This is a genomic window from Nonomuraea sp. NPDC051941 (assembly GCF_044593615.1).
This window is the reverse complement of sequence record NZ_JBIUCF010000066.1, coordinates 16,768-28,399: the sequence shown is the minus strand read 5'-3', so window position 1 is coordinate 28,399 and position 11,632 is coordinate 16,768. Positions and strand designations below refer to the sequence as shown.

Sequence of the window (11,632 nt, the reverse complement as noted above, 5' to 3'; positions counted from 1 at the left end):
ATGAGCGCCCAGGGTGGCTCCGCCAGGACAAAGGCGGCTTCGGGTAACGGACAACAGCCGAAGAAGCCCAACGAAACCGAGATCTTCGGCGCGGTCGACGACGGCAAGGACACGTCGCCCGCGCAGGGCAAGCCAGGTCCGCCCAAGGAGGAGTCGCGGTCGACGGCCCCCGCGCCGTCACCCATGCCCACGCCGTCCGCCCCCGGCCCCGGCGGTCCTGGTCCTGGCCCCGGTCCGGGTTCCGGTCCTGGTTCCGGCCCGCAGCCTCCGGAGGGCAACGACACGGTCCGCGTCCGTCCGTCGCTCGCCACCGAGGCCCCGCCCGCTCTCGAGCTGCCCAACAAGAAGAAGTCGTCGAACTCCTCGGGGTCCCGGCTCCCCCGCAAGGCCCACCTGGTCCTGCGCCGTGTCGAGCCGTGGTCCGCCATGAAGTTCAGCTTCGTGGTGTCCCTGGTCTGCTTCGTAGTGCTGTTCGTGGCGGTGGCCGTCCTGTACGGCGTGCTGTCGGCCCTGGGCGTGTTCGACTCGCTGGTCGACCTGGTCAACCAGCTCGGCCAGGGGGAGCAGGGGCAGAGCTCCATCCCCATCAACATCGCCTCCTGGTTCGAGCCGGTGCGCATCCTCGGCTACACGGCACTGATCGGCGCCGTGAACGTCGTACTGATCACCGCGCTCTCCACGTTGGGGGCGGTCATCTACAACATCGCCTCTGACCTGGTCGGAGGCGTCGAGGTGACCTTCAGCGAGGCCGAGTAGTCGTGGCGCTCGCGCCGGCCCCGTGGGCGGGGACGGCGCGAGCAGCACGCCGGAGGCGGTAAGCTTTTCCTCATCCGAACAACCGGTTCGCCTCCGTCCTGCGGATGCGATAACGTTCGGTGTGCGCGGGGCTATAGCTCAGACGGTTAGAGCGCTTCCCTGATAAGGAAGAGGTCCCAGGTTCAAGTCCTGGTAGCCCCACAGAGTTTCACCAGTTCAGAGGCTAGATCCCAAGATCGCGGATCTGGCCTCTTGATCGTTTGACCGTCATTTGACCGTCGCGCCGAACCTCGCGACCGTACGGTGCCGTGTTCAAGTTTCTTGCGGACCCCACTGGTTCTCTGGCTCTCCGCAAACAAAGCCCGCCGTTCGCCCCGATGAGCCCGTAGCAACACGACAGAATGGCCTTATGGATCTAGCGCTCCCCCGCCCTGATGGCCTTGAGGATGCCGCGTGGGCATCGATCGAGAGTTATCGAGTCCGGCTGGAGAACGCGATCCGGGAGAAAGATCAGGCGCTGATACTGGGAACCGTCAAGGACCTGGCAGAGGCGACTGCCAAGGTAGTTCTGGACGCGCGTGGGCAGACCATACCCAGCAACGAGAAGTTCGCGTCAGTCGTTCAGCGAGCCCAACGGGTTTTGGAGCGCCAGCCGGGAGTGGGCCTGGCCGCAGGTCCGCCGATTCGTAACGTCGCCCAGGGCGCCAGCACCATCGTGATTCAGCTGGCTGAGATCAGAAATCAGTTCGGAACAGGACACGGGCGAGCGCTTCAACCCGAGGTTGCCGAGGAGTTCGTGCATGTCGGGATCGATGCATGTCTGCTGTGGGTTCGATGGGCTCTTCGGCGACTGTCTCATCTCATTGCCGGTCAGCCCTCCACGCTTGTTCGTGATCTTCGGGACGGAGGCATCTTCACGCGCAACGCATTGGCGACTCGCCTCAGGGCGGCAAATCTGCCTGATCTAGAGCCGACCGAGCAACACCTACTTGGTGTGGCGGTGGCCCAGCGGGCCATGACTGGCACCTTCATGGTGATGGAGGACGGCGTCGAGGCATGCGCATCAAGTAGTGACATCACGCTCTGGCCCCCTGACTATCGCACAGGAGCGGTGGAGGGCTTGTTCCTCGATCGCGAAGGATATGTGCGAACAAGCGAGTGGGGATGCCACCAGGCTGGCTTGATTCTTGCGGTTCATCCACAGGTGGTCGATGTTCTACATGAGCTGAGCGCGAAGTTCGATCAGGCGGCCTGGTCCTTTGGCTTTACGGCGGATCATGAAGAACGCGAGAAGGTGGTCAACGCGATGAGGGCGGTTGTCGGCATTCTCGCTTCCGAGGAGGCGCAGAGCCTGTGGCTCGTAATGGCTGAGCGGTTCACGACCAACCCCAGTAGCCGGCTTGGGCTCACCCTCGCTTAATGGGACACCTGTGGGCCTCAGAACCCGCGCATAGGAACTGCGTGCTTACCGCCCGAGGGCTCGGGAGTAAGCACGCAGTCAGCATGGGACGTCGGAGATGCCCCTAATCGGTTTCCACGCTCTACCGGAGGGCTATGTCACGCAATCCAAGGATGGTGAGGATCTCGACAGTCGGGACTCTGTATACGTCGCCTGCTTGGATGACCCGGCAGGGGAACTCGCCCCGTTTAGCCAGCCGGTAGGCCGTGTTGCGGCTGAGACCGAGAGCGCGAGCAGCCGTGAGGAGAGGGACGACTGCTGGTAGGGCCTGGACTTCAGCGATGGTCAGCGGCACCATGCAGTTTGACCTCCTGAAGCGAGTGGACGTGGAGTTCGGCGCGGGCTTGTGGACGACGCCAGTGCTGAGGGCATGCATTTGGGAAGCGCTGGGACGTTTGGGTCGCTGTCGGTGTATTGGGTCCACCAGGTGCTGTAAACAGCCGCCGGAGGGAGACCGCCGTCTCTCGGGCAAGTGGAGCCGACCCAGGGCCCGAGAACGGGGCTCATCTGGCCCCTCCGAGGGTTCCCGCGGTGATCTCCCAAAGGGTGCGAGTGGCATCGTCGGCGCCGTTTGAAACTCGGGGCCGGCTGGTGGCGCTCCATCCCTGGTGGACGGCGCGGTGGAGGCCGGCAGCGTGCAGGCTGGTGCCGGGTTCGTCAGCGCGGGTGTATGCGATCAGACGGCGGTAGCCCATCGCCTTGGCGGCTCTCCAGGCCGCGCCCAGGAGGGCTGAGCAGGCGTTGGGGGTACCGTCCGTCGCCAGACGAGTGATCTCGATCGTGAAACCATCATCGAAGACATGTGCTGTTGGCCGCCCGGCGATGACGACGCCCACAAGCGTGCCGTCTTCGGTGCTGACGCCGAGGGCGAAGTTGGCGCTTCTCGGGGGCAAGAGATGGCGATGTGACCAGGCGATGAACGCACGGGCAGTGCGCAAGGCTACCGGCACGATGGTCAGGCGGCCTGGGCCGTCGCTGCCGCTTGCATCAGAGTGCGGCAGCCCAGGTCCGCCGGTGCCGAGATCCTTGTGCGGCGGGATTTGCTCGGGAACCGCGAGTGAATTCGGTCGCGTTTTCGGACTGTCGCCGTCGTCGGTGGTGGGTCTTGCCGAGTTCGGAGAAGTCGCTGCGACAGCGGTGGGTGTGTCGGTGATGAACTTGGTCATCGCCAGTTGGGGCGGGCCTCAGATCCGCAGCGTTGCCCTGAAGGGGTAACGCTCCCCTCACTCCAACAACTGCCTCTGGCGACATGCCTGCGGAGCTCTGGCAGGCCTTCGCTCGGCAATGTGACCTTGGGCGTCATGCTCAGAGGCGGGGCCGCCAAGATCACTTCTACGGCGTGGCGTGCTCTGTGCCCTCGTACAGCCTTTGGCGGCTCTCTGGCGACTCATACCCGGAAGCTAACCCGTGCCTCGGCGGCCAACGTTCCGTAGTTGTGGCGTAAATCCCCCACCTCTGGCCGCCCGAGCCTGGCCAGAGGTGCCCCATACACCGGGTTGCGAGACCGAAATTCCTCTCGCAGTGGAGCAACCCGATGAGTACCGATCTTCGTGAGACGCCCCTCAAGGACCGCTCACCGCTCGATGTCGTCGAGCACGTCTTTCAACTTTTCGCAAGCGTTCCCGGCGGCCTGACGCTCGAAGGTGCGAAGCTCTCGCACGAGCTTCCTCGACGCCAGATCCCGCTGACGGAGCTTCGTGACCTTCTGGCCTCGCGCATGCTGTGCAACGCCACCCGCGACGTCGTCTGGCGAGAGCTCGTCATCCGGGCTCGCAGGGACGGCCCGAAGTGGCTGGCGGGTGCCGTGGGAACGGCTGTGCCCGCACTGCGGCGTATCTGCGGGCGGCTGTGCCTCTACCCCATCGCCGGCGGTCCCGCGAATATCGACACCGAGGTCCTAGCGGCTTTCATCGCCGCCGTGAGGGACGTCGACCTCGATCAGCCCAACATCCTGCCTCGTATGTGCGCGGCTGCTCAGCGAGCCGGTGAGCGAGCCCGGCGAAACGTTGAAACTGAGGCCGCCCAACACATCTCAGAGCACGCACCCAAGGTGCCGGCCGCACCGTGGCAGCATCCGGATCTTGTCCTTGCCGATGCGGTCGGCAAGTGCGTGGTCCATGAGCTGGACGCCGAGCTGCTCGGGCTGACGCCCGAGGCGGTCGAGGAGCGGCGGCAGTGGCGTGAGCAGGTCCTCGCCGATGCCGTTCTGTCCGGAAACGTGGAGCTGGCGCCGTCCCTATCGATCACTCCCACCGCTCCCAGAGGGGTGGAGGACACCCCCAAGACTTCCGCGCGGAGCCGGATCACCTCAGATCCGGAATCCATCACCAATGAGCAGAAGGGAGGCCGGGGCAGCCTCATCGGCTCCGCGCGGAACCCCTTTTCCACCCGGCAACGCCGCAGTCGGCGCCGTCTCATTCAGAGCGTGCTGGTCGTGGCAGCGGTTGCCGTCGTCCTTGCCGCTGCGGCATCGGTTGCGCTGGCCGACTCGCCGATAGCCCGACGGGCGGCCGCGGTACCGCAGGATCTCAACACCGTCTTCGACAACCTGCGGAACTGGCTCATCGGCCTGCTTGCCGCGCTGGCAACACTCATGCTCACCATCGGCGGGCTTCGCTACCTGGTGGCAGGCGGAGACCCCGGTGAGGTCCAGAAGGCCAAGGCAGCGCTCAAGGCGTCTGCATTCGGCTACGGGCTGGCCGTCCTGGCGCCGCTGTTCGTCAGCGTACTCAAGCGCATCGTGGGTGGCGGGTGAGCGCCATGACCTCACCCCGAGCAACCAGGACAACGGCTCGCGTCCTGCTCGTTGCCGCTATTGCCGCAGCGGCGCTAGCCAGTACCGTCAGCACCGCCTGGGCCACTCCGACGCCCTCGCCCAGCCCGGAGGTTCTGCCATCGCCTCCGCAGGTGAGCATCGGCTTCGGCGACTGGATCATCAAGCAGATCAACGGCTGGTTCGCCAATCTCGTCGCATCGGCCATTAAGCCGCTGCTCGACGCGCTGGCCGAAACGCTGCTGATCACGCCCGACGTTTCCGCCTCCGGCAGGGTCCTCGACCTGTGGAAGGTCACCGCAGCCATGGCGGACTCGGCGTTCGTCCTGCTCGCCACGATCGGCGCGATTACCGCGATGGGGCATCAGAGCGTCCAGACGCGGTACGCGGTCAAGGAGGTACTGCCGCGCCTGGCAATGGCCATCCTGGCGTCCAACATGAGCTTCCTGATCTGCGGAAAGATCATCGAAGTCGGCAATGCCCTGTCCACGGCACTCCTGGGGCGGGACTTCGACGACAAGCGGGCGGCAGCGCAGATCCGGATGCTCATCTTGCCGCCGAGCAACCTCCAGATCTTCTACACCCTCCTCGCACTCGTCGCGATCATCTTGGTGATCCTGCTGCTGATCAGCTTCGTGATGCGATCCGCTCTGGTGCTGCTCCTGGTGGTGGCCGCGCCGTTGGCCCTTGCCTGCCACGCGCTGCCCCATACCGACGGGCTGGCCCGGTTCTGGTGGCGAGCCTTTATCGGCCTCCTGGTCATCCAGGTCGCTCAGTCGCTCACGCTGGTCCTCGCCGTCCGGATCTTCTTCAACCAGGACGGACGGTTCCTGCTCGGCCTCGCCCCCACCGGGCAATTGGTCAACCTAGTCCTGGCCCTCTGCCTGCTGATCATCCTGGTCCGGATCCCGTCCTGGATCTCACGACGGATCTTCATCCAGAACTCCAGCTCAACGATCACTCGCATCATCAAGTACGCCGTCCTGTCCAAGCTCACCATGCCGGTCCGGAAAGCCATGCATCTCGGCAAGGGCGGCAGCGGCGGCGGTAAGCGCCGGATCGGTAAGGCGGCAACGCGGGCGCTGGCGGGGAAGGTCATCGCTGGCACGGTCGGCGGGCCCGCCGGCGCTGCCGCGGCAACCGCGCTCACTGCCGTTTCCGCCGCCCGCGGTGGGCCAGGGCCGGCCAAGCACGCCCCGACGTGGGCCCGGCGTCCCGTACGGGCCTCGAACTGGCAACCCGCACCGATCAAACACGCCCCGGCCGGGCCGGCCATCCAGGGCAGGTACCAGCCCACGCCGCGCCCCAAGCCACCAGTGCCCCCGAACACCCCTGTCTACGGATATCCGCGCACGACCTACTACGCCAACGGCCCGGCAGGGCTCGGCCAGATGATGGCGCTGAGGAACCGGAACGTATCGAGCCCCAACCAAGCGATCGAGCCGCCGAAGGCGCAGCGCCCAGTCCGGCCGATCGTCCCGCCCAACGCGCCGATCCCCGGCCAGGTGGAATGGCCGGAAAACCGCGGTCACACCACTCCCACGCCGCCGCGCCGACGCCCGCGCAAGCCGCGGGGAGGTGGCAGCCAATGAGCTGGGACGAGTCGATCGCCCGGATCCCCGCCGACGTTGAACAGCCGGACAAGATCCTCGGATCGTTCACCGCCCGGCAACTGGCAATCCTGCTCGGCGCCGGTTCCGCGCTCTACGGCGCCTACACGGCAATCGGGGACCGCGTGCCACTCGTGGTCTGTGCCGCAGTGGCACTGCCCGTGGCAATTGCCGCCCTCCTCCTTGCCATCGGGCACCGCGACGGCATCTCCCTCGACCGCTACGTGCTGGCTGCCATCCGGCACCAGCGCTCACCCAAGCACCTGGTCGCATCCCCCGAGGACATCCCCATGCCACCCAGCTGGATAGCGGCCAGGCCGCAACGCCTGCCCGCTCCCCTCAAGCTCCCCGCCCGCGGCGTAGCCGGCGATGGCCTGATCGATCTTGGGCCGGACGGCGTCGCCGCAGTGGCCGAGGTCTCCACCGTCAGCTTCGCCCTACGCACCCCCGACGAGCAGGACGCCCTCGTCGCGGTCTTCGGCCGCTGGCTCAACTCCCTGTCAGGACCTGCACAGATCCTGGTCCGAGCCGAACGCGTCGACCTGACCGAGACCATCGCGACGCTCCAGGACAACGCCCGGCAACTGCCCCATCCTGCACTCGCCTCCGCAGCGCTCGAACACGCCGCCTTCCTCCACGAGCTGGCCGCCCGCCATGACCTACTACGTCGCCAGGTCCTACTGATCATTCGCGAACCCACCACCGGCACCAACGGACGCGACGTGGCCGCCGCGCGAGCGCTGCGTCGGCTGGACGAGGCATCCAGAGTGCTCAGCTCCTGCGGGCTCACCGCCAGGCTCCTGAACTCCCGCGCCGTCGCAGCACTTCTGGCCTCCTGCTTCGACCCCTCAGCCCCTCCTCTGCCCGACGACGACATGGCCCTGCCTGGCGAGGTCATCACGACAGGAGGCATCTGGTGAAGATCCGCCGCCCATCGAACGGCTTCGGTCCACAGGCTGTGGAAATCGAAGCGCGACACGTGATGATCGGCGAAGGCCTGTGCGCGACGCTGGCGATCACCGGCTATCCACGCGAGGTCTCCCCCGGCTGGCTGGAGCCGCTGCTCACCTACCCAGGCCGGCTCGACGTCTCCCTGCACGTCGAACCCGTCCCATCCCTCGTCGCCGCCGATCGCCTCCGCAAGCAGCTGGCCCGGCTGGAGTCCGGCCTTCGTTCCGACCACGAGCATGGCCGCCTCCTGGACCCGAGCATCGAGGCCGCCGCCGAAGACGCTCAGGAGCTGGCTTCCCGCATCGCTCGCGGCCAGGCCAAGCTCTTCCGCGCCTCGATCTACCTCACTGTGCACGCCACCTCCGCCGACGAGCTGGACGACGCCTGCGCCCAGGTGCGCGCACTGGCCGCCTCCCTGCTTTTGGACGCGCGCCAAGTGACGTTCCGCCAACTGCAGGGCTGGGTCGCCTCGCTCCCGCTCGCCTACGACAACCTCGCCATGCGCCGTACGTTCGACACCCCAGCCCTGGCAGCAGCGTTCCCCTTCACCAGCCCCGACCTCACAACAGAGCTCGGCTCAACAGCCGTGCTGTACGGCGCCAACACGGCAAGCGCCTCCCTGGTCGCCTGGGATCGGTTCGCCCAGGACAACCACAATTCAGTCACCCTGGCCCGTTCCGGCAGCGGCAAGAGCTACCTGACCAAGCTCGAGGCGCTCCGTTCCCTGTACGCGGGCATCGAGGTGGCCGTCATCGATCCCGAGGACGAGTACGCCCGCCTCGCCCACGCGGTGGGCGGCGCGTACGTCCACCTCGGCGCGCCCAAGGTTTGCCTCAACCCGTTCGACCTGCCGCCAAAGAACCAACGCGGCGAAGACCCCCTCACCCGGCGGGCACTGTTCCTGCACACGCTGATCGCGATCATGCTCGGTGAGCCGCTCGGCAACGCCGGCAAAGCGGCACTCGACCGGGCAATTCTTGCCACCTACCGGCAAGCGGGCATGACCACTTCCTCCCAGACCTGGAGTCGCCAGCCACCGCTCCTACGCGACCTTGCCGCGAACCTCACCGAAGACCCAGATCCCAAGGCCAAGGAACTGGCCGCCGGGCTCGCGCCGTACGTCTCCGGCAGCCACCGCCAGCTCTTCGACGGCCCCACGACGACCCGCCCCGACTCCCACCTGATCGTCTTCTCCCTGCGCGATCTACCAGAGGAGCTCAAAGCGGTCGGCACCCTGCTGACGCTGGACGCGATCTGGCGCCGCATCTCCGATCCCTACAACCGGCGCCCCCGCCTGGTCGTGGTCGACGAGGCCTGGCTGCTGATGAAGATCCCCGAGGGCGCGCAGTTCCTGCTCCGCATGGCCAAGTCCGCCCGCAAGCACTGGGCCGGCCTGTCCGTAGTGACCCAAGACGCCGCCGATCTGCTCGGCTCCGAGCTCGGCCAGGCCATCGTCGCCAACTCCACCACCCAGATCCTGCTCCGCCAGGCACCACAGGCGATCGACAAGGTCGCCGAGGCGTTCCGGCTGTCGGATGGCGAACGGCAGCTCCTCCTTTCCGCGGAAAGAGGGACCGGCCTACTCACAGCCGGAACGGGTGGTCAGCGCTGCCCGCTCCAAGTGATCTCCAGTCCACGAGAGCACGAGCTCGTCACCTCGTCGCCACAGGAGCTCGCCGAACTCGACGACGAGGAGGTGGACCTGTGATCTTCGACCTCCTCAAAGACCCTGACGCCGCCCTGGACCAGGCGCTCGGCTGGCTGGCCACCCATGGCTGGTACATCGTAGCCGCCCTGTTCGCCGTCGCCCTGTTCGCCGTCCTGCTGCGCGCCTGTGGGGTGTACCTGCGCCATCACCGCCTCGTACGAGGTGCGCGGTGCATCGAGATCCTCGCACCGCCAGTGGCGAACATGCCAGGCGCCGAAGCGCTCTGGGGCAACCTCATCGGCTTGCTCCGGCCCTCGTGGAAGCGGCTGCTGTTCGGCCAGCCGCATTTCGCCTTCGAGTACACCTTCAGCACGGCGGGCGTGAAGATCGGCCTGTGGGTGCCCGGCTCGATCCCGCAGCACCTCGTCGAGCACGCGATCGAAGCGGCCTGGCCCTCCTCACGTACGGTCATCCACAAGACGGCCCCACCCGTACCCACCGATGGGTACGCGACCGGCGGCCAGCTCGCCCTGGCCCGAGCCGAGCGACTACCGATCCGGTACGACCAAAGCACTGATCCACTGCGCGCGCTCATCGGCGCAGCGGTTGGGATGCCGGGCTGGCAGCACGCCTGCGTGCAGGTCCTCGCCCGCCCAGCCACCGGCCGTCGGCTCATCAGTGCCTGGGGCGGCGTCTCAGCTCGACTGCTGAGGGCCTTCCTCGACCTCGTCAACCCAGGACCGCGCCACCTGCCTCAGCCCGTCGGCGACCGGGCCAGCCGCCTGGAGGAGGCAGCCGAAGCCCGGGCAATCAGGGAAAAGGCTCACCACTCCCGCTACGAAGTCGCCATCCGCTACGCCGTCCAGGCAGACGAGCCGAAATCTACCGACCCGGCCTCGGCAAAAGTCACCCGTAAGTACGCCATTCACGGGCGCGCCCACGCACTCGCCTCAGCATTCGCCCTCTTCAGCGGACACAACAGGCTGGAACGCCGACGACTGTTCCTACCCGCGAGCCGTCTCGCCTCGCGCCGGATGAGCCGCGGCTACCTCCTGTCAGTGCCTGAGCTGGCCGCGGTCGCCCACCTCCCCCTCGACATATCGGTGCCAGGACTCCAACGAGCAGGCGCGAACACCGTCCCGCCCTCCCCGAAGATCGCCCGAGGCGGAGCGTACGCCAAGATGCTCGGCTTCTCCGACGCCGGCCACGATCGCCCCGTCGCGCTGCGGGTCACCGACTCCTTCCACCACGTCCACGTGATGGGCCCCAACGGCACCGGCAAGTCCACCCTCCTCGCTCAGATGATCCTCTCCGACATCGAGGTAGGCCGCGGCGTAGCGGTCATCGAGGCCAAGGGAGACCTCGTACGGGACCTGCTCGGACTGATCCCGGAGAAAAAGGCCGACAAGGTCGTCCTGATAGACCCGGATGATCGGCACCCACGACCCTCCCTGAACGTCCTGGGTGGCCCGGACCTGGCCATGGGCGTCGACAACCTGGTCGGCATCTTCCACCAGATCTACGCCGACTACTGGGGGCCCCGTACTGACGACATCCTGCGCGGTTGCGCCCTCACCCTCGCTCGCAACAACGGCACCCTCGCCGACATCCCCACCCTGCTGTCGGACGCGGCCTTCCGCCGCCAGCAGACCGCCACCATCGGCGACCCTCTGTTGCGCGGCTTCTGGAGCTGGTACTCCGCCCTGTCAGAGCCGGCTCAGGCCAATGTCACCGCTCCCATCATGAACAAGCTACGGGCCTTCCTCCTACGGCCATTCGTCCGCGACGTGCTCGGCTCCGCCAGCTCGACGTTCGACCTGGGCGAAGTGCTCGATGGCGGGATCCTGCTCGTCCGGCTCCCCAAAGGCGTCCTCGGTGACGACTCCGCCCGCCTGCTCGGCTCGATGCTCCTCGCTCAGGTCTGGCAGGCCGCTTCTCACCGCGCCAAGATCGACCACCCACGCAACCCCGCCGCGCTCTACGTCGACGAGTGCCACAACTTCCTCACGCTGCCGCACGCGCTGGCCGACATGCTCGCCGAAGCACGCGCGTACCGGATATCCCTCACCCTCGCTCATCAGCACCTGGCCCAGCTCCCCCGCCAGCTCCGCCAGGCCATCTCATCCGACGCCCGTAACAAGATCTACTTTTCGCTCTCGCCCCAGGACGCCGGCGAGGTGGAGCACCACTTCACGCCTTACCTGAAGGCCCACGACCTGGCCAACCTCGACGCCTTCCAAGCCGCCGCCCGCCTGGTCGCCCAATCGGCCGAAGTACCGCCGTTCACCCTGCGCACCAGACCCCTCCCCGAACCCTCCCACGACGTCGCCAAGCGCATCCGCGCCGCAGCGGCACAGGCACACGGCCGTACAGCAGCCACCGCCACTCCCAAGCCGGACGCCCGGCGCACCTTCTGAAAGGAGAACCACCCTGTC

The 11,632-nt window shown here is 66.9% G+C and carries 9 protein-coding genes and 1 tRNA gene; 8 read left to right on the top strand and 2 right to left on the bottom strand.

The features are described 5' to 3' along the window. The 3 genes from ACIHFD_RS59965 to ACIHFD_RS59955 all read left to right on the top strand — a co-directional run bounded on the left by ACIHFD_RS59965 (position 1) and on the right by ACIHFD_RS59955 (position 2,176). Positions 1-756, top strand: a complete 756-nt coding sequence (locus ACIHFD_RS59965; protein WP_350724242.1) for a DUF3566 domain-containing protein — start codon at positions 1-3, stop codon at positions 754-756. A gap of 127 nt (positions 757-883) precedes the next feature. Continuing rightward, a tRNA-Ile gene (locus tag ACIHFD_RS59960) sits at positions 884-957 on the top strand. 208 nt (positions 958-1,165) lie between these two features. Then, positions 1,166-2,176, top strand: coding sequence for an abortive infection family protein (locus tag ACIHFD_RS59955; protein WP_397374582.1), 1,011 nt, complete (start codon positions 1,166-1,168; stop codon positions 2,174-2,176). 121 nt (positions 2,177-2,297) lie between these two features. Here ACIHFD_RS59955 and ACIHFD_RS59950 read toward each other — a convergent pair whose 3' ends face one another. Continuing rightward, the gene (locus ACIHFD_RS59950; RefSeq protein ID WP_397374581.1) at positions 2,298-2,513 is read right to left on the bottom strand and encodes a helix-turn-helix domain-containing protein; all 216 of its coding nucleotides are present in this window, start codon (positions 2,511-2,513) and stop codon (positions 2,298-2,300) included. Positions 2,514-2,718: 205 nt separating this feature from the next. Beyond that, positions 2,719-3,381, bottom strand: a complete 663-nt coding sequence (locus ACIHFD_RS59945; RefSeq protein ID WP_397374580.1) for an XF1762 family protein — start codon at positions 3,379-3,381, stop codon at positions 2,719-2,721. Between the two features lie 368 nt (positions 3,382-3,749). On the opposite strand from ACIHFD_RS59945, the gene ACIHFD_RS59940 reads away from it, so the two are divergent. From ACIHFD_RS59940 to ACIHFD_RS59920, 5 genes are all read left to right on the top strand, one after another. After that, positions 3,750-4,970 (top strand): hypothetical protein, encoded by a 1,221-nt coding sequence (locus ACIHFD_RS59940; protein WP_397374579.1) that lies wholly within the window; start codon positions 3,750-3,752, stop codon positions 4,968-4,970. 152 nt (positions 4,971-5,122) lie between these two features. Next, positions 5,123-6,580 carry a conjugal transfer protein TrbL family protein gene (locus ACIHFD_RS59935; RefSeq protein WP_397374578.1) on the top strand — a complete coding sequence of 486 codons (1,458 nt, stop codon included), beginning with the start codon at positions 5,123-5,125 and terminating at the stop codon, positions 6,578-6,580. After that, the gene (locus ACIHFD_RS59930) at positions 6,577-7,518 is read left to right on the top strand and encodes a PrgI family protein (RefSeq protein WP_397374577.1); all 942 of its coding nucleotides are present in this window, start codon (positions 6,577-6,579) and stop codon (positions 7,516-7,518) included. Before ACIHFD_RS59935 ends, ACIHFD_RS59930 begins: the two co-directional genes overlap by 4 nt. A gap of 62 nt (positions 7,519-7,580) precedes the next feature. Beyond that, entirely contained in the window at positions 7,581-9,257 is a 1,677-nt protein-coding gene (locus ACIHFD_RS59925) for a VirB4 family type IV secretion system protein (RefSeq protein WP_397374600.1), read from the top strand. After that, positions 9,254-11,614, top strand: coding sequence for a type IV secretory system conjugative DNA transfer family protein (locus ACIHFD_RS59920; protein ID WP_397374576.1), 2,361 nt, complete (start codon positions 9,254-9,256; stop codon positions 11,612-11,614). Before ACIHFD_RS59925 ends, ACIHFD_RS59920 begins: the two co-directional genes overlap by 4 nt. Positions 11,615-11,632: the final 18 nt, after the last annotated feature.

Excerpts from the sequence above, each read along its gene's own strand:
- ACIHFD_RS59950 (WP_397374581.1), bottom strand. The coding sequence starts at position 2,513 with ATGGTGCCGCTGACCATCGCTGAAGTCCAGGCCCTACCAGCAGTCGTC.
- ACIHFD_RS59955 (WP_397374582.1), top strand. The coding sequence starts at position 1,166 with ATGGATCTAGCGCTCCCCCGCCCTGATGGCCTTGAGGATGCCGCGTGG.
- ACIHFD_RS59930 (WP_397374577.1), top strand. The coding sequence starts at position 6,577 with ATGAGCTGGGACGAGTCGATCGCCCGGATCCCCGCCGACGTTGAACAG.
- ACIHFD_RS59940 (WP_397374579.1), top strand. The coding sequence starts at position 3,750 with ATGAGTACCGATCTTCGTGAGACGCCCCTCAAGGACCGCTCACCGCTC.
- ACIHFD_RS59945 (WP_397374580.1), bottom strand. The coding sequence starts at position 3,381 with ATGACCAAGTTCATCACCGACACACCCACCGCTGTCGCAGCGACTTCT.
- ACIHFD_RS59965 (WP_350724242.1), top strand. The coding sequence starts at position 1 with ATGAGCGCCCAGGGTGGCTCCGCCAGGACAAAGGCGGCTTCGGGTAAC.
- ACIHFD_RS59925 (WP_397374600.1), top strand. The coding sequence starts at position 7,581 with ATGATCGGCGAAGGCCTGTGCGCGACGCTGGCGATCACCGGCTATCCA.